Consider the following 18,202-nt stretch of genomic DNA (forward strand, 5'->3'; position numbering starts at 1 on the left):
GGCAAGATGCCTGTTCCACAAGAAAATTCACTCTTTGTGGAACGGGCATCTTGCCCGTTCTTGAGAATGGTGCAAGAGGTGAGTTTCAAACGACTTTCGCTATCAGCCAGGGAATGAATTCCCTGGCGGGCTCTGGAACCATCAATCAACCCAGCCCTCTCCCCCTCTTGTGCTCTTCCGGGTTGATTCCACACTAAAGACGGGACGATCGCAAGTACGGGTAAAATCGAGACTGACAATATTAGACGCCAATAGAAAAAATTACGTTTCACAGATTACAACTCACAATTTCACTTCTAAACGCATGGGGATTTAGAAACCCGGAAAATCCGTATGTTTGTTCTTACTAAATCCGATATTTTTGGCGACGATCGCAATAATTACGCTAGATCCCTACTACAAACTGCTCACCCCGGAATACCAATCACAAACTCCGAACCCTGCCCCAAAAAAGAATTCACGAGTAACGTACCTCCATGTTTTTCCACAACAATTTGATGGGCGATCGACAATCCTAATCCAGTGCCTTGACCCACAGGCTTGGTTGTAAATAAGTGGTTAAAGATGTTTTCCTTGACTTCGGCCGACATCCCTACTCCATTATCCTTAATGCGAATCAAAACCTGATTGTTGTCTTCGCTCAGAGCAGTTTGAACCGTGATTTGATTAGGTAGGGCTTTAATTTCACTAAAACTTCGCCCCTTATTTGACTCCTCCAGAGCGTCAATCGCATTGGCGAGTACGTTCATAAATACCTGGTTTAACTGTCCGGGAAAGCATTTTACGAGAGGCAATTTACCATACTCTTTCACAACTTCAATGGCAGGGCGGGACTCGCTGGCTTTTAAACGGTGCTTGAGAATCAGTAGAGTGCTTTCGAGTCCATCGTGAATATTGAAAGAAACTGGTCGATCGCTATCTGCCCTGGAAAACGTTCTCAAACTCGTACTGATATTGCGGATGCGATCGACTCCTTCCTTCATCGAGCCAATCAATTTGGGCAAATCTTCTCGCAAATACTCCAAGTCCATATCTTCAATTTCGGCTTCAATTTCTCCTCCCGGATGGGGAAATTTTTCTTGATACAAATCAATCAAATTGAATAAATCCCCCACGTATTCTATAGCCGGTTGCAAGTTGCCGGCGATAAAGCCTACGGGATTGTTAATTTCGTGGGCTACACCAGCGACTAAATTTCCCAAAGCCGACATTTTTTCACCCTGCACCAATTGCAGTTGCATCTGTTTGAGAGCCTGGATAGACTGCTCCAGTTTTTGGGCATAATCCTGAGATTTTTGATAAAGCTGTTGAGATTGCTGATATAAGCGGGCGTTTTCCAGCGAGATGGCAGCTTGGGAACAGAGGATGTTGAGGAGAGCGACGCGATCGCCAGTGAATGCCCCCGTCGTCAGATTATTTTCCAAATACAGAATTGCCATCATTTTGCCTTGATGGGTAATCGGAGTACATAGGATGCTGTTAGGTTGGTGCTGCTTGATATAGGGGTCAGAAGTAAATATTAATTCAGTCTTGACATCATCGAAAACTAGAGTTTTTTGCGTGCGTTTGACGTAATTAATGACAGTCTGGGGAATTGATTCGCTCTCCTCTATCCCAATAGTTTCTTGCAGAAGACAGCCTTGGCGATCGCTACAGTGGACGGCGATTGTCCAGTTTTCCTCTTCTTTCAAAATCAATACTCCTGTTTGAGCGCCTGCATTCTGAATCGCTACTTCCATCAGGGTAGTGAGCAATTGTTCCAGCTTAATTTCGCTAGACAAAGCTTGATAAGCTTTGATAACAGTTGGTAAATCTATTACTGTGGTACTCGTACTTCCAGTAATTGTTTGGTTTTTGCTAGAAGATGAGGTGTCATGGGAGGTAGTCACTGCCTCGAACAAACGAACTTGATTATGTTGCAAAATAGGAGCAAGCAATTGAAAATAGCGTTGTTCTATGTCGTCAATCTTCGCTTTAGCTCCCCAACGAGAGTAGGCATAGTAGGCATCAATTAGATAAAGTTGAGCAATTTTTTCTTTACCCCATTGTAAATAAAATTTTGCAGCCAGCTCATTTGCCAAAGCTTCTTCATTGAGGTATTTGTTTTCTTTAGCCAGAGCGATCGCGCGATCGTAAAAATCCATCGCCTCAACTTGCTGTCCTAAAACGCGATAGCGCTCTGCCTCGACCAAATAGAACTTATGCAAGTGATTCATAGGGGCATACTCCGCCCATCGCTTGCTTTTTGCCTGATTTACTGCTACTTTTTCTAGGAGTGCAGCTTGTTTTTCCGCATCAGCCTCTGCATACACCGCTAAGTACGTTAGAGACCCATAGAAATAAATCAGCGAATACTGAAGCCCTGCGGTTAGAGCATCCGAATATTGCTCTGCTAGCACGGCATTTTCCAGCGCTTGTTGATAGTTTTCAAACAAATAACCGAGAATCAACTTGTTGAGATAAACGCTGCAAATCGCATACTGCACGTTATTAGCTTGATGCTGCGGTATCATGATGTCTTCATCATAAGCTTCCCCAACCAAACGGCAGGGGTTATCGGTTTTGCCTCGCAAGTTCAAAACAGCCTGCCGAAAAATTTTCACGAAACTGAGTGCGTTTCCCTGACGAATCTGATGAATAGCGCGATCGAAGGTTTCTGTCTCCCGCTCCATTTCCGCCAAGTCTCTGCCCATAGAGAAAGAAAGCGCCGTATAATTGTAAAGTCCATAGGCAGCATATTCTAATTCTCCTGCTTCTAGGGCAATTTGATGGGCTTCTAATAAAAATGGCAAAGAATCTTGGGGGTAGCGTTTCCAATGCCGGACATAGCCATAAACAAGATTGTAGGTTTTAGTTTTTAGCTCTTTGCTTTTCACATTATCTAGCAGACCTAAAGCTACCTCACCTGATTGATAGCCGATATCAATATCCCCTCCTGTTCCTGCATGAATTAAACCATACCAAGCATAACTAAAAGCAGATGTAGGGGCATTTCCATAGGTTAGAGATAGTTCTATTGGCTTGCACACAATCAGCGGGAATAATTTAGATGCAGACTGATAAGAAGCCGATACAACCGTGCCTAAAATTCGCAGGGCTGCCAGATAATAGGAGTCGGTCATCTCTGGAAGATTAATCAATTCTTCCAACGTGTGGCGGGCGAACTTGCGTTTTGTTTCATCCTGGGTTTGTTGAACCTTTTCCGGGCTGGGATTCTCTGGAAATTCCACGCCCAGTTGTTTGAGAACAATCAGCGCCGTCTGTTCTGCTAAGGGTAAATTATTCTGAGCGATGTAACTTTGAATTCGCACTGTATAAACTTTCACAGTATCCAGAGAGGTTCGGGCTTGCTGCAACACGATTTGCACCCATCGATCCATTTGTTCAAATTCACCGATCAGGAATGCCGCTTCAACTGCTTCCTCATATAGGTTTAAGGTGAGTTGGTACTGGCTGTCCCAACAATCCGTTGCTAATAATTCAATTCCGTTACTCAAGCACTCAAGGGCTGTCGCATACGCTGTTGCGGCTTTTGCTTTTCGTCCAGCTACTAGATTTAAGTGGGCAAATTCTTCCCGTTGCACGCGATCGCTAACCAGCTTAATCGCCATATTCAAATGGTTGACCATTTCAAAAATTCTTTCTTCCCGCTCGACTTCCGATGTTTCCTTAAACAGCAATTGCCCTATCTTTAAGTGGGTCGAGCGTTTTTGGTCTTCGGGAATGAGAGAATAGGCAGCCTGTTGTACGCGGTCATGCAAAAACTTGTATTTCGCTAATTGTTCATTGCTACTTAATAAGTCAGCGGTCTCTTCCTGGGTCGCGGGATTACCTAATTCTTTACTACATTGTTGATAAAATTTATAAACATCGCTAACTGGTAAAATCAACCCTTCTTGCAATGCTTTCCACAAAGCTGTTGCTGTTTCTGTTGGCGAATTTTCATCAACAATTGCTAAGGTCGCCAAATCGAACTGATTGCCAATACAAGCAGCTAACTTTAAAACTTCCTGTGTCCTGATTGGCAACTTTCGCAACTGAAGTGCCATGAATTCTACTACATCATCCGTTAGTGCCAAGGTTCGCACTCTAGCGATATCGCACTGCCAATACCGAGCTTCAAAATTAAATTCAATTATCCCATCTTCATGCAAAGATTTGAGGAATTGTGTGCTAAAAAAGGGATTTCCTTGGGTTTTCTGATAAACGAGTTCTGTCAAAGGCAGAGCCAATGCTCTAGAACAAGCTAAGGTATCGGCAATCAGACAATTCAACTCCGAGCGATCGAGCGGCGCGAGGGTAATGGTGTTGACTGTGGCTCCGGTGTGTTGAATGTCGGATAATGTCAGCACCAAAGGGTGTACGGGACTGACTTCGTTATCTCGATACGCTCCAATTAAAAAGAGATACCGCCGATCGCGATCGCTCGTCAAAAGTTGAATCAACTTTAATGAGGCTGAGTCTGCCCATTGCAAGTCATCTAAGAAAATGACGAGGGGATGTTCTTTGGTTGTGAAGAGTTGAATGAAGTTCTCTAATAAGCGATTGAAGCGATTTTGGGCCGCACTGCCCGAAAGTTCTGGTGCGGCTGGTTGCTCTCCGATAATCCGTTCTAGTTCGGGAATTACCTCAACGATTACCTGAGCATTCTCGCCCAATGCTGCCAGGATTTGAGTCTTCCACTGTTCAAGTTTAGCATCTGTTTCGCTCAGCAATTGCTTCATTAAATCGCGAAAACCTTGTACAAAAGCTGAGAATGGTTGGGTGCGTCCAAATTGGTCGAATTTGCCTTTGATGAAGTAGCCTCTAGCTGCGACAATCGGTTTGTGAACTTCGTTGACGACGGCGGTTTTGCCAATACCTGAAAAGCCAGCCACCAGCATCATTTCCGCGCTTCCTGCACTCACGCGATCGAAGGCTGCCAGTAGGGAGAATACTTCGTTCTCTCTACCGTATAATTTTTCGGGAATGATGAAGCGATCGCACAAATCTCGCTGCCCTAGTTTAAAAGAGGCGATTTCTCCAGTTTTTTGCCACTGGTACAAACAAGTTTCCAAATCAAACTTGAGTCCTAGAGCACTTTGATACCTATCTTCAGCATTCTTCGCCATCAGTTTGCTAACAATTTCAGACAGCACCAAGGGAACGCTTTTGTTGAGGTGATGGACTGGAATAGGCTGCTTGGCAAGGTGACAGTGTACTAACTCTATCGGATCGTCGCTTTGGAAAGGCAACTGTCTCGTCAGCAGTTCGTAGAATGTAACTCCCAGAGAGTAGAAATCTGTGCGGTAATCAATGCCTCGGTTCATTCGCCCAGTTTGTTCGGGAGATATGTAAGCTAAAGTGCCTTCAAGGAGGTTGGGATTTTGAATTTCTTGGGTTTGGCGCGGCAACAGCGAAGCGATGCTGAAGTCAATCAGCTTAACTTGTTTGCTGGCAGGGTTAATTAGAATGTTGGCGGGTTTGAGGTCTTTATGGATAACGTGGTGGCGATAAAGTCCGTCAAGCGAGTTGGCAATTTGAATGCCAATGGGAAGAAACTCGTTAACGGGCCACCCTTCCAGAGGTTCCTTGCTGGCGAACACTAGACTAGCGAGGTAGCTACATAAGGAAATTCCGCCAAAGTCTTCCATCACCAGAGCATACTGGTTATGGTAAGTCTCCAGGCTGTATGCCTTGATAGTGCCGGGGAGTTCTAAGTTTTTAGTAATGACAAACTGATTGCGGAAGTGAACGAGTTCGTGGAAGCGGGGAAAGTCATTTCGCAGCAGTTTGATCACTACGGGCTGCCGATCGGAAGACCGACGGGCACGATAAACCACAGTTCGATTGCCTGCGTATATTTGCTCGTTAATCTGATATCCTCGCAAAATATTTGTTATGCTAGCCATACCTACCTATTCCTACTGCTTCTGTCAAGCCTGAAGCTTTTTTGAGTTACTATAGCAACCCTAAATCATTCGCCTAATTATTGTAGGGGCAATCCCACGCCCGGTTCCCCCGATAGATAGGGGGTAGGCACGGGGAGTAGGGGTAGCACTACCCCTACAAATTTACATGAATGATTTAGAATTGCTATATCTACTATTTTCGCTCTATCGGCCGTGCTATTGATTAACTATATTTAGTTTAATCTACTTTGTACCTCAAATTATGAAAACGCCATTTTAAAAACAAGACTTAATATTTTAGGTAAGAGATGTTGATAAGGGAGTTGAGACCAAGTAGAAAATGAAGGAGGCTAACGCTGATTGAATGACAGCCGTTCATTGAAGAGGAAGTTAAGACGCTAATTAATAGGATGAAAAATATATAGCCTCAGTAACATGAGGTGTACGCTTGATAAGCGGGCATAGGCCTCCGTGGGCATAGAGCCTAGGGCATACCTCACTTGATTGAGAACTGTTGTAGTGAAAAAATCCTTGCCTAGCTAAGTTAATTAACGAGGCGTCTTGGTATTAGTTCCGTGTCGGAATTGAATACTTGGCAAAAGTATTTAATTCAGAAACGGTTGCGGTTAGAAATCCTGCATCAGCAAATCGCCTCAACGAATCAAGAATCAAGCGCGTCTGTAGACCTGAAAGGGTCCAAAACGTTTGTGGGAAAAAAAATACAAAATAGGCTTAGGGAAAACAGTCAACCTTTTTCGGCTAGGCATCTTAGCCTGGGTTCTGGACGATCGCTGACAAGACTTGCGCGCAAACTTTGACTGTAATGGGTGAAATTTTATCAATTTTTTGATAAACTTGATGTTCGCAGCTTGAGAGTTGACTTCACAATAAGACCGGTTTCACCAGTTGTGAACCGCGCTGCTACATTGCACCTACCGACTGAGCGGGCAGGTGGCTTTTGTGTCTGCGGGCGCTGACGAAAGCAACTCAGCAGCGCAGCAAGCAAAATAACGCTAAAGTTACTATCTACCTGAGTCCGCAAGGCTACCCTTCCGAACTCAGGAAAAACCCACAGAAAAAACTAGATCGCCTGCAATGTATCTAGTTGCATGGCGGCGATTTCCCAAAGAATCACTGCTTTTTAACAGCAGGGTATTCTAGGAGACATCTCCGAAGCGATGCGAGCGAGATAATTTAAAATCTGCAAACAGGGTTTCAGCGCTAAGTACAGGCCGCATCGACGTAAATTTTTATCAAATCAGCTTCCAATGTGCTGTTTTAAAGTTTACTAGGCTCCCACCGCTCGGCAGCTTTCTCTCTCCGAGCTATAAAAACGCATCAACCACACAATCACGGAAATAACATTCAATCAACATGGGTAACACGATCGATCCAAACAGAAACGTGCATCAGACTGAGCGAGGAACTCCCTATGCCGGCCAAAGCTGGTTAGTGGAAGAAAGAGATGCCTGCGGTGTGGGCTTTATTGCCAACCAAAGCGGTGAAGCCACCCACTCGATTATTCAAAAAGCGCTGCCAGCTTTAACTTGTCTGGAACATCGCGGCGGTTGCAGCGCCGACTCTGATTCCGGCGACGGTGCGGGTTTGATGACCGCGATTCCTTGGGAATTGCTAGATGCTTGGTTTGCTGAACAGGGAATTGTGCCTCCCGCACGCGAAAACTGCGGCGTGGGAATGCTGTTTCTGTCTCAAGATAAATTTCAAGCGACTATAGCGCGGCAGGTGGTTGAGCAAGTTCTGACCTCGCGCGGGCTGAAACTTTTGGGATGGCGCAAAGTTCCCATTGTACCGTCGGTTTTGGGCGAGCAAGCGCTAGAAAATCAACCTCAAATCGAACAAGTAATTGTCAGTTCACCGCACTTAGCCGGAGACGAACTCGACAGACACCTATTTCTGGCGCGCCGCACGATCGGACACGCGCTGTCAAATCGTCCCAACTTCACCCGCCGAGACTTTTATACTTGCTCTTTCTCCTGCCGCACGATCGTCTATAAAGGCATGGTGCGATCGGCCGTACTGGCAGAATTTTACCAAGACCTGAAAAATCCCGCTTATAAAAGCTCCTTTGCCGTCTATCACCGGCGCTTCAGCACCAACACCATGCCCCGCTGGCACTTAGCCCAGCCCATGCGCTTGCTGGGACACAACGGGGAAATTAACACGCTGTTGGGCAATATTACCTGGATGAAGGCGCGGCAAGCGAATTTAGCTCACCCGAATTGGACTCAAGCTGATATCGACACGTTTAACCCAATTGTCAATCCCGAAAGCAGCGATTCGGCAAACTTGGACAACGTAATGGAGTTGTTGGTGCACTCCGGCCGCACCCCCCTAGAATCCCTGACAATTCTGGTACCCGAAGCCTACAAAAATCAGCCGGATTTGGCTCCCTACCCAGAAATTGTCGATTTTTACGAGTATTACAGCGGCATTCAAGAACCTTGGGACGGCCCGGCCCTGCTGGTGTTCAGCGACGGGAAACAAGTAGGTGCTACGCTCGATCGCAACGGTTTGCGGCCGGCCCGCTACTGCATTACTAAAGACGGTTTGGTAATTGTGGCCTCCGAAGCCGGAGTTGTCGATATTCCCGAAGCAGATATTGTCGAAAAAGGCCGTTTGGGGCCCGGACAAATGATTGCAGTTGACCTGCAAACCAAGGAAATTCTCAAAAATTGGCAACTCAAGCAGCGAATTGCTAAGCGGCACCCCTACGGCGAATGGCTGCAACAAAACCGCGAAATCTTGCAGCCGCAGCCTTTTGCGGAAACAACAACCCTCGACTCGCAAACGCTGTTAGCAACCCAAACTGCTTTCGGCTACACAGCCGAAGATTTGGACATGGTAATCGTCGAGATGGCGAGTTCTGGGAAAGAACCGACTTTCTGCATGGGCGACGACGTTCCCTTGGCTGTGTTGTCAGAAAAGCCTCAGTTGCTGTACAACTATTTCAAACAGCGGTTCGCTCAAGTGACAAATCCGCCGATCGACCCCCTGCGCGAGGGGATGGTAATGTCGCTGACGATGAGTGTGGGTCTGCGGGGCAATTTACTGCAAGCAGTGCCGGAAAATGCCAAGCGGCTGAAAATTGATTCCCCCGTACTCAACGACGCTGAACTGTCTTTCTTGAAAGAGCAAAAGTCTTTCCCCGCAACCGAATTGTCAACACTTTACAAAATTGCTGCCGGGCCTTTTGGTTTGAAAACCGCAGTCGAGCAACTTTGTCAACAGGCGGCTGCTTCGGTGCGCGAGGGTTCGAGAATTCTGATTTTGAGCGATCGAATCTCGAAGGCCGAAGGCGAATCTTCTGTGGGATTGAGTGCAGAATGCACTTATATTCCGCCATTCCTGGCAGTTGGTGCGGTTCACCACCACTTAATTAGCGTCGGCCTGCGGATGCAAACTTCGCTGGTTGTGGATACCGCCCAATGTTGGAGCACTCACCACTTCGCTTGTTTGATCGGTTACGGGGCGGTGGCTGTTTGCCCTTACCTGGCATTGGAAAGCGTGCGCGCCTGGTGGTCTGACAGCAAGACTCAAAACTTGATCCAGCACGGCAAAGTTCCCAATATTACCGTGGCACAGGCTCAAGCTAGATACCGCACAGCGGTGGAAAACGGCTTGCTGAAGATTATGTCGAAAATGGGGATTTCACTGCTGGCTAGCTATCAGGGGGCCCAAATCTTTGAGGCGATCGGCATTGGCGGTGATTTGCTAGATTTGGGTTTCAAAGGCACTGTTTCCCGCATCGGCGGTTTGAGTGTCGCGGAACTGGCTAACGAGGTAATGTCTTTCCACAGTCAGGCTTTCCCAGAATTGCACCTCAAAAAGCTGGAAAATTACGGCTTTGTGCAGTACCGCCGTGGTGGTGAATATCACATGAACAGCCCGGAAATGGCGAAGGCTTTGCACAAGGCTGTAACTACTTTTAAGGCTCACACTAACGGTAACGGCAATGGGGCCGAACCAAAAATGAGACCCATGGGTCTCAAAAATTCGGAAACGGCTTACGATCACTACGAGGTTTACAAGCAACAGCTCGAAAATCGCCCGGTAACGGCTTTGCGGGATTTGCTGGATTTCCAGAGCGATCGGCCTCCCATTGCAATCGAAGACGTAGAATCTGTAGCAGATATTGTCAAACGGTTCGCCACCGGCGGAATGTCTCTCGGCGCTTTGTCCCCGGAAGCCCACGAAACTCTCGCGATTGCGATGAACCGCATCGGCGGTAAATCGAACTCCGGCGAAGGCGGCGAAGACCCGGTGCGCTACAAAGTGCTAAACGATGTGAGCGCGGCAGGTTTCTCACAAACGCTACCTCACTTGAAAGGTTTGCAGAACGGGGATACAGCTTCTTCATCTATCAAACAAGTAGCTTCGGGACGCTTCGGGGTGACTCCTGAGTACCTGATGAACGCCGAACAAATCGAAATTAAAATCGCACAAGGTGCGAAACCGGGTGAAGGCGGTCAATTGCCGGGGGCGAAAGTGAGCGAGTACATTGCTTATTTGCGCCGATCGAAACCGGGTGTCACGCTGATTTCGCCTCCTCCTCACCACGACATTTATTCGATCGAGGATTTGGCGCAGTTGATTTTTGACTTGCACCAAATCAATCCGAAAGCTGGAGTTTCGGTGAAGTTGGTGTCGGAAGTCGGCATCGGGACTGTAGCCGCTGGTGTCGCCAAGGCAAATGCTGATGTGATTCAAATTTCCGGCCACGATGGCGGCACCGGTGCTTCGCCACTGAGTTCGATTAAGCACGCAGGTTCTCCGTGGGAACTCGGATTGACCGAAGTTCACCGGGTGCTGATGGAAAATAAATTGCGCGATCGAGTTTTGCTCCGCGTTGACGGTGGCTTTAAAAGCGGCTGGGACGTGATTGTAGGCGCTTTAATGGGCGGCGAAGAGTACGGTTTCGGCACGGTGGCAATGATTGCAGAAGGCTGTATTATGGCTCGCGTTTGCCACATGAATAGTTGTCCGGTGGGCGTGACAACTCAACAAGAACACTTGCGGAAACGGTTCCCTGGTACGCCGGAACACGTTGTTAATTTCTTCTATTTCGTAGCACAAGAAGTGCGGAGTTTACTGGCGAAATTGGGTTATAAGTCGATCGCAGATATCATCGGCCGCGCGGATTTGCTGAAAATGCGCGAAGGGGTGAAACTAACTAAAACTCAAGCGATTAATTTGGATTGTTTGACCAAGTTACCTGATACTAAGAGCGATCGATCTTTCTTGATACACGGCGACGTACACACCAACGGGCCAGTGTTAGATGATGATTTGCTGGCGGATGCGGAGATTCAAAGTGCGATCGCCAATCACGGCACTGTTAGCAAGAGTGTAAAATTGGTGAATACCGATCGCACTGTAGGCGCAAGAATCAGTGGTGCGATCGCACAGCAACACGGTAACACCGGCTTTAGCGGTCAAATCACCCTCAATTGTACTGGTAGCGCGGGCCAAAGCTTCGGCGCGTTCAATTTGCCGGGAATGACGCTGGTACTGTCAGGCCAAGCCAATGACTACGTTGGTAAAGGGATGCACGGCGGCGAAATCGCGATCGCACCGCCGGCTGGTGCGACTTATGATGCTTCCGAAAATGCGATCGTCGGTAACACTTGTTTGTATGGTGCGACGGGGGGAACTCTGTTGGCTGCGGGTAAAGCTGGCGAACGGTTTGCGGTGCGTAACTCGATGGCGAAAGCAGTGATTGAAGGTGCGGGCGATCACTGCTGCGAGTACATGACTGGCGGCGTAATTGTCGTGTTAGGAAAAGTCGGCCGCAACGTCGGCGCTGGAATGACTGGCGGCTTAGCTTATTTCCTCGATGAAGATGGCAGTTTCCCGGCTCACGTCAACGGGGAGATTGTGAAGATGCAGCGGGTTTGTACGGCGGCTGGGGAGGCGCAATTGAAGGAGTTGATTGAGGCTCAGTGCGATCGAACTGGCAGCAAGAAAGCTGAGAAGATTTTAGCAAATTGGTCGGAATATTTGCCGAAATTTTGGCAAGTTGTGCCGCCAAGTGAAGCGAATTCGCCGGAGGCTTCGGAACAAAAGATTGCTGTGGAAGTGTAATTTTGTAGCTGGTTAAATAGATGAGGGGCGACGCAAGTTGCCCCTCTTTTTTTCAATCTACTTAAGTTAAACTAGGGTGTAATCTTTAACTGCCTCGCTCTGAAGGAATTCTTGATAAGCCGATTCATCTCCAAAAGAGTCGATCGAAACCTGAGCTTTTGGCATTGGTATCAGTGGAGTTTCTACAGGGACATACTTGCAGTATCCAACTACAATCATCTCAAACTCATTAGTGGGTATTGGTGTCGGGTACTCTTCCACCCTCACCACTTCCCAGTCTCCAGTGCGGTAGTGGGTGCTAGAGCCGGAACCGTCAGCGCTGTGAAACTCCAGCAATCTGTACCCCGGTGCGGGGATAGGTGCGTTGGATGAGTCAAAATACTCTGCAAGGATATCAGTGTATGCCCCTGTGTGGGCTAACAACCTATTATCTGCCCCTTCATCTTCAGTCCATTCGGCACGAAAAATCATGTATTTTCTACCCATTAGTTAATCCTCCTCGGTTTCTTCCAGGTAATCGGGGAATTCGGTTTTGCCATTGAAAACGCAATCCCACTTGAGAACAGGATTGTTTTGGTTGCGCTCAATCCGTAACAACTTCCAACCATATTTTTTTTCCATTGCTGTACATCGCCAGCGATCGGTAACGGAATGGTTAGAGGTGACTTGTTCTGGCTGTTGGTTTTCACTCACAATGCTTCTAACTCTCGATCGCTAACCCGAACTAGCAAATCACCGACTTCGCAATTTAGAACCTCACACAGCCGATCTAAAGTGTCCAAGGGAATAGATTTTGCCTTGTTTCTCTCGATTTTTTGAATGTTAGCCAGCGACATCTCCAGTATTCTAGCTAACTCGTTTTGGGAAATCGATCTTGATGTCCTGACATCTTTAAGCCTGATTTTCACAACCATTAATTAATAACTACTCAATTAATACTTTAGCTTACTTACAGTAGTCTAACTATTAGTATCTGTTATGTAAAGGAGATCGATAGATATGCAACTTGTATGAGGATAACTATTGATTGTATTACCAGTGGTAGGTATAGTAGATGTAATGCAAAGCAGAAAAGCGGTTGCATCGGCTATTTGAGGAATGGCGCTATAATGTACGAAATTGAGTTTACACATGATGCCCTCAGAGATTTGCGGAACTTCAAAAAATTTGAGCAGAACATCATATTTGAAGCGATTCAAACTCAATTAGTTTATGAACCATTGATAGAAACTAGAAACCGATTTCGACGAGAACCGCCCGATATTGCAGCATGGGAATTAAGGATTGGGGTATTTAGGGTTTTCTATAATGTCGAGCAGTCAATTCAAGTAGTTTGTATTGTCAGAGTCGGTGAAAAACCTAATAATAGTGTTTTATTTCGCGGAGAGGAGAGTTAAAAAACTATGATGTGGACTTATCGAGTTTTTCGAGATAGCCAAGAGCGTTATTCAATTCGCGAGGTATTTTACGAACGCGACAATACCATTATCAGTTATGCCCAAGCGCCTGTTGCGGTTGTTGGTGCATCTTTTGAAGAGTTAATGCAACTGGTTAAATGGTTTCGAGATGCTTTCGATTTGCCTGTATTGTCTCTGGAAGAGATTGATGCACAAATGGCAATTAACAAGACTAAATCTGCCAGCAATCGCCCGCCCAATCTTTCTTTACAGCAAGTGATGGCTGAGTTGGCAAACGATAATTTGGCGATCGATCCAAAATAGGATTTTGCCTCAATTAGTTGAGTCATCACATTGGCATTCGGAAGAGGACGAACAGGTTCGGAGATAATATTGGTATAGAGTAAATAACGCAGCGTCATTCAAAGATGACCTCGCGTCCTGCAAAAGTTCGATCGCGAATATCTCCCCAAATTTCATCAGGATTTAAACCCAGTTCATGCAGTTGATATTTTTCACGAAATGCAGTGAGAGATTCTCCAAAGCTCTGTTCGAGATTCTGTGGCTGTTTGCGACGTTGAATGTATTCGCGCAAGGCGATTTCAACTAAGGTTTCGATCGCAATTTCTCGCTCCAGTTCGATCGCCTCTTGCAGCAGTGCCGTATCCACATTTAGGTTCGTCACCATTGGCTTTCCTCTTTTAAATGACATATTTCATCGGCAGCTATGACCAATCTAATTCATCGTCAGTATCCCCTTGAAACTCGGCAATCTCGAAATCGTCTGCGGTGGATTGTTGAGTACCAGCAAACATTCCAAACTGGATAAATGTAGGCGATCTAGGAATGGATGGCGCGGCCAAAAAAGTAATCACCACGCGGCTTTCATAAATGTTTTCAGGAACTTCTAAAAGTTCGATGACTCCATTTCTGTAAAATCCTTCAAATGCTTGGAGCATAATGATTCACCTCGCGTACAAAGTATGGTCTATCGACTCGCTAGCTCACAATCCCAGTCTAACAAATCTTCCCCAAAAAACACATTTTTTAATCTGATATAGTCCTGGACGCAAAAACAACGTGTTTCTGTCATTACGTTCGTAGGGGCGGGTTCACCAACAATACCAGCCAATAATTGATAATCTCAAAAACCCGCCCCGGCCGGGATATTATGATTAATGGAAGCGTAACGATGATGAAGTGTCCACAAAATTAGAGCGCCTTTTCTAAGGAAACTCATTCTCAGTGATACTGCTCTAATATTCTATCAAATCGGTCGGGCGATGGCGTCCCGCCCCGCAAGCTACGGCATTCGCGGAGGTGCTGTTTTCCACATCAAATCTATTTCTTCCGGTGTCAATCCATAAGCTTGATTAACTAAGTCGGATAACCGGTGTTCGAGTCTCAACGCCTCAGCTTTGCGAGATTGAATGGCCGGTGCATATTCATTATAAGTTTCGCGGACTGCTTTTAGTCCAGCAACACCGAGAGGATCGGAGGATTTAGTTTTCGGCATTCGCTTTCGGATTTCTGCTACGAATTCTGCAAAGGAAAGGGTAGAAAAATCTTCGAGTTTTTGTCCGAGTTTATCAATTAAATAAGTGATTTCCAGCCATTGCAAGACATCTCGATGAGTTTCTTGATTAGTTTTGGCGATTTCAATTAAACGGCTGACAATTAATTCGACTTCGGCACGAATTGAGTCAGTTTGTGGTGGGATGGGTAAAGTTTCTACCTGTTCTCTAAACATTCGCAGTGTGTCATTGATTCCTTTTTGCAAAGTGTGGTGACAAATCCACCAAGTTATTGGCGAACACAGCCACCCCAGCATATAAAAATTTCCTGTTGGCCATAGATAGCAAGTATTCACTGGGTATACCTCTTGATCGACGAAGCAAAACCAAGAATAAGTAGCCAAATCTTGAGTGATAATTTTTGGTTCTTGAAAAACGTTATAGTAGGCACACGATCGCAGTTCCCACCAGTAACGTCCTTGGTCGGAACGCTTAGACAGTTTTTCTTGCATCGGCTTCATATACTTATATACCGATGGAAATGTTTGTGCAAATACTTCCTCTGCTTTATCGTTTGCGGTACTCCACGGCCATACACTATCGCTGCTAGATTTCAGCAAAATAATCCAAAGATTTTCCCACTCTGGACTCCAGCGTTTAATGTTCTGACCTCGCAATAATGGCTTGATGATTTCAGCCGATTTAGGGTCTGCTTGAACTAGACTTTTTTTAGTAGCTTCATCAATTAAAAAAGCCTCATTCAATCCTGTTAAAATACCTCGATAAGGCTTAACCCCTGCAAAATCTTTTAGGGGAACAGCCACTCGTTGAATTTTCTGCATCAACTCATCAACAGCAGGAGGTTCCAGACTCCAAGCAGTCGCAGTGAAGCGAGATCGCGAAATTTGATAACCGTGTTGGTGAACGTATTGTGTAAGGTTGATATTAGCAAGTTCCTCGCGGGGAACCGGACAAACAATCACAGGCGAATTAGGTTCAGATTTACCTTGGTCAATCTCGCTTTCAGTTTCACAGATACATAGAGAAGCGTTAGGTTTTCTAACTGCGACAATACAGGGAAAAGTATCAGCATCCTCAAAAATTGGCGCGTGTCCGAAATCAATAATTTGCTCTAGTAAACCTTGACTGGCAAAAAACTTGCGTAGAGGTTCGCCGTATCCCGACCTCAGCCATTTATTTGTGACAATATACGAAAGCACTCCCCCCGGTTTGAGAATGTTTAATCCGAGTTCATAAAAGTAAGTATAAAGGTCTGCTACGCCATTATAGGATTCATAATTCGCTTGCAAGTATGGTTTAATTGGAGACAGCAACTCCTGTCGCACGTAAGGCGGATTGCCAAGGACAACATCAAAACCGCCATCAGCAAAAATCTGGGGAAATTCAGCTTGCCAATCAAACGCTGTATCTGCTACATTACTGTCAGCGACGATCGAGTTTCCCGCTTTAATATTATCATCCAAATAAGTCAGCGTTTTACCCGCTTGGGCCGTCTTCAACCACAGGGAAAGTTTGGTAATTTCCGCCGATTCCGGCAGCAAATCTACGCCGTACAGGTTGTTGCTTAAAATGCTTCTGTCAAATTCCAGCGAGTTGCCGTCTTTTGGCTTACATCCCAAAGCATTCAATTCGCGATCGACTCTTTCGTACTGCTGCATCAAATAATCAAAAGCCGCAATCAAAAAAGCTCCCGAACCGCACGCCGGATCGATGACGCGCGTTTTTTGCAGCACTTCGTCTCGATACGCTTTCCAAAACTTAATTGCAGTTTTATTGGGCGGCTGAACCGACTCTTCAGCAACGTCGCCCATTAGGAAGAAATCGCGCAATTCTTGCTCTCGCCGATGCAAATAGCCGCCGAGAGAAACCTCGACAATATACTGAGTAATAAAAGCTGGCGTGTAAAACACACCTTGAGTTTTCCGCTTGCCTTTTTTCTGATTGTATTCCTGTCCGGTAGTTTCAGCATTTAATTCTTCCAAATCTGTAACAGACTGCTCAAAAATATGCCCCAAAATATCGACGGAAACTTCGGTGTCAAAATCAAATCTAGTCAGCTTATTAAGCTGACTGCATAAGGGATTTGGCACAGTCAATTGTGCGTCTAAAACCGGATCGAATTTAAATAAACCGCCGTTGTATCCCGGTACAGGAGGGTCATCATTTCCCACATCAACCCAGCGAAATACAGATTGATAATTTTCCCAAATTAATCTAGGATTGTATTGGTCTTGGTGGTCGTGAGCGTTGCTGAGGGTGTTTCGCGGCAGCAACCCTTTATCTTCACAAAAAGCAATGAATAAAACGCGGTCTAAAGTTTTTTGAGCTTTTTCGATGAGTACGCGATCGCGGTTGGGGATATCCTGCGGCCCAGTAAAGCGAAAATGTTTGACGAGAGCAAGTCGAATTGCTTTGTACTCTTGATATAATTTATTGGTAATTTCCTCTTGAGCTTCGTCAGAGTCTTTTAACAGTCTGTCAATAACAGAACCTGTTTGAGCTTGGTTTTGAGGCAAAAAATTGCGGCGACACAGCAGAAAGTAAAACCGCTTAAAAGCTTCAATATCCGCCAAGTCAGTCAGAAAAAATTGTTCGTAATAAGCGGGAGTTTTATTGGTATGATAAAGTCGCAACTCTCGATAATTCGAGACAATAATCCAGCGACAATCGGGTGTATAATTAGCGTAGCGCCAACCTTGGTCAACTGCTGATTCGGTTCGCGCAGGATGCTGATGTGATGCCGGACGGTCTAAATCATTTTTCGCTCCCTTGAGTTCGATCGGAGCAATCACTTTACCTTGCAGGGACACGGTTTTGCCTTTAGGATTGCCAGCAGTAGTAAAAAAGCCGATCGCCCCATCAGCAGAACCGCCGCCATCAGATATCGTTTGTTCCGCGTTAATTTCCCAAGCTTTCCCCGCACCTTGAATTACCGAGCAATATCCCAAAATATCCTGAAAAATATCATTAATAAAACTGCCGTGCAGCGAAACTTCTTTAACTTCGTCTAACGTACCCGTTTTAAGTGCAGCAATCCACGTTCCCAATTTTTGCCGGCGCACTTCCATATCTTGCGGAAAGCTAAAAGCACGCAAAGCAGTGTTGAGTGTTTTGCTGTGAAAAAGGGCGCGAGTAGAGCGATTTGTCATCTTTTCAAGCAGGTTAATAAAGTTAATTTTACAGCATCCAAGTGCAACAGCGGCTCAGATTTTTTGCTATCAAATCAGTTATACTCAAAGGTCGATCCTCTTCGAGGGCTTCGCTAACGCACCCTACC

The 18,202-nt window shown here is 45.9% G+C and carries 10 protein-coding genes and 1 pseudogene; 3 read left to right on the top strand and 8 right to left on the bottom strand.

The annotated features are described in order from the left end of the window. Together QUB16_RS24220 and QUB16_RS24225 are read right to left on the bottom strand one after the other, a co-directional pair. A pseudogene (locus QUB16_RS24220) lies at positions 1 to 272 on the bottom strand (hypothetical protein); the annotation flags it as partial. A gap of 135 nt (positions 273 to 407) precedes the next feature. Next, positions 408 to 5,891, bottom strand: coding sequence for an AAA family ATPase (locus QUB16_RS24225; RefSeq protein ID WP_333320062.1), 5,484 nt, complete (start codon positions 5,889 to 5,891; stop codon positions 408 to 410). 1,374 nt (positions 5,892 to 7,265) lie between these two features. Here QUB16_RS24225 and QUB16_RS24230 point away from each other — a divergent pair. Next, a complete protein-coding gene (locus tag QUB16_RS24230) occupies positions 7,266 to 11,993 on the top strand; it encodes a glutamate synthase-related protein (RefSeq protein WP_333320064.1) in 4,728 nt (1,575 codons plus the stop codon). A 66-nt stretch (positions 11,994 to 12,059) separates the two neighbouring features. On the opposite strand, the gene QUB16_RS24235 is transcribed toward QUB16_RS24230, so the two are convergent. From QUB16_RS24235 to QUB16_RS24245, 3 genes are read right to left on the bottom strand one after another with little or no spacing between them, the layout of a single operon-like run. Further along, complete coding sequence (locus tag QUB16_RS24235; protein WP_333320066.1) at positions 12,060 to 12,479, bottom strand: hypothetical protein; 420 nt, start codon at positions 12,477 to 12,479, stop codon at positions 12,060 to 12,062. A 3-nt stretch (positions 12,480 to 12,482) separates the two neighbouring features. Next, complete coding sequence (locus QUB16_RS24240; RefSeq protein WP_333320068.1) at positions 12,483 to 12,686, bottom strand: hypothetical protein; 204 nt, start codon at positions 12,684 to 12,686, stop codon at positions 12,483 to 12,485. Then, on the bottom strand, positions 12,683 to 12,907 hold the full coding sequence (locus tag QUB16_RS24245) for a helix-turn-helix domain-containing protein (RefSeq protein ID WP_333181601.1): 225 nt from the start codon (positions 12,905 to 12,907) through the stop codon (positions 12,683 to 12,685). The genes QUB16_RS24240 and QUB16_RS24245 overlap by 4 nt, the downstream gene beginning before the upstream one ends. 195 nt (positions 12,908 to 13,102) lie before the next feature. Between QUB16_RS24245 and QUB16_RS24250 the strand changes: the two genes are divergently transcribed. Together QUB16_RS24250 and QUB16_RS24255 are read left to right on the top strand one after the other, a co-directional pair. Further along, positions 13,103 to 13,390 carry a type II toxin-antitoxin system RelE/ParE family toxin gene (locus QUB16_RS24250; RefSeq protein ID WP_333320069.1) on the top strand — a complete coding sequence of 96 codons (288 nt, stop codon included), beginning with the start codon at positions 13,103 to 13,105 and terminating at the stop codon, positions 13,388 to 13,390. A gap of 6 nt (positions 13,391 to 13,396) precedes the next feature. Further along, a complete protein-coding gene (locus tag QUB16_RS24255; protein WP_333108075.1) occupies positions 13,397 to 13,714 on the top strand; it encodes a hypothetical protein in 318 nt (105 codons plus the stop codon). 94 nt (positions 13,715 to 13,808) lie between these two features. Here the strand turns inward: QUB16_RS24255 and QUB16_RS24260 are convergent, their stop codons facing one another. The 3 genes from QUB16_RS24260 to QUB16_RS24270 all read right to left on the bottom strand — a co-directional run bounded on the left by QUB16_RS24260 (position 13,809) and on the right by QUB16_RS24270 (position 18,074). Continuing rightward, positions 13,809 to 14,102: a type II toxin-antitoxin system VapB family antitoxin gene (locus QUB16_RS24260; RefSeq protein ID WP_333320071.1), complete on the bottom strand. Its 294-nt coding sequence runs from the start codon at positions 14,100 to 14,102 to the stop codon at positions 13,809 to 13,811. A gap of 13 nt (positions 14,103 to 14,115) precedes the next feature. Further along, positions 14,116 to 14,349: a hypothetical protein gene (locus QUB16_RS24265; RefSeq protein ID WP_333320073.1), complete on the bottom strand. Its 234-nt coding sequence runs from the start codon at positions 14,347 to 14,349 to the stop codon at positions 14,116 to 14,118. Positions 14,350 to 14,693: 344 nt separating this feature from the next. Then, positions 14,694 to 18,074: an Eco57I restriction-modification methylase domain-containing protein gene (locus QUB16_RS24270; protein WP_333320075.1), complete on the bottom strand. Its 3,381-nt coding sequence runs from the start codon at positions 18,072 to 18,074 to the stop codon at positions 14,694 to 14,696. Between the last annotated feature and the right edge of the window lie 128 nt (positions 18,075 to 18,202).

Source organism: Microcoleus sp. D3_18a_C4, from assembly GCF_036702415.1.
Taxonomy (GTDB): Bacteria; Cyanobacteriota; Cyanobacteriia; order Cyanobacteriales; family Microcoleaceae; genus Microcoleus.

Excerpts from the sequence above, each read along its gene's own strand:
- QUB16_RS24225 (WP_333320062.1), bottom strand. The coding sequence starts at position 5,891 with ATGGCTAGCATAACAAATATTTTGCGAGGATATCAGATTAACGAGCAA.
- QUB16_RS24230 (WP_333320064.1), top strand. The coding sequence starts at position 7,266 with ATGGGTAACACGATCGATCCAAACAGAAACGTGCATCAGACTGAGCGA.
- QUB16_RS24235 (WP_333320066.1), bottom strand. The coding sequence starts at position 12,479 with ATGGGTAGAAAATACATGATTTTTCGTGCCGAATGGACTGAAGATGAA.
- QUB16_RS24245 (WP_333181601.1), bottom strand. The coding sequence starts at position 12,907 with ATGGTTGTGAAAATCAGGCTTAAAGATGTCAGGACATCAAGATCGATT.
- QUB16_RS24250 (WP_333320069.1), top strand. The coding sequence starts at position 13,103 with ATGTACGAAATTGAGTTTACACATGATGCCCTCAGAGATTTGCGGAAC.
- QUB16_RS24255 (WP_333108075.1), top strand. The coding sequence starts at position 13,397 with ATGATGTGGACTTATCGAGTTTTTCGAGATAGCCAAGAGCGTTATTCA.
- QUB16_RS24260 (WP_333320071.1), bottom strand. The coding sequence starts at position 14,102 with ATGTCATTTAAAAGAGGAAAGCCAATGGTGACGAACCTAAATGTGGAT.
- QUB16_RS24265 (WP_333320073.1), bottom strand. The coding sequence starts at position 14,349 with ATGCTCCAAGCATTTGAAGGATTTTACAGAAATGGAGTCATCGAACTT.
- QUB16_RS24270 (WP_333320075.1), bottom strand. The coding sequence starts at position 18,074 with ATGACAAATCGCTCTACTCGCGCCCTTTTTCACAGCAAAACACTCAAC.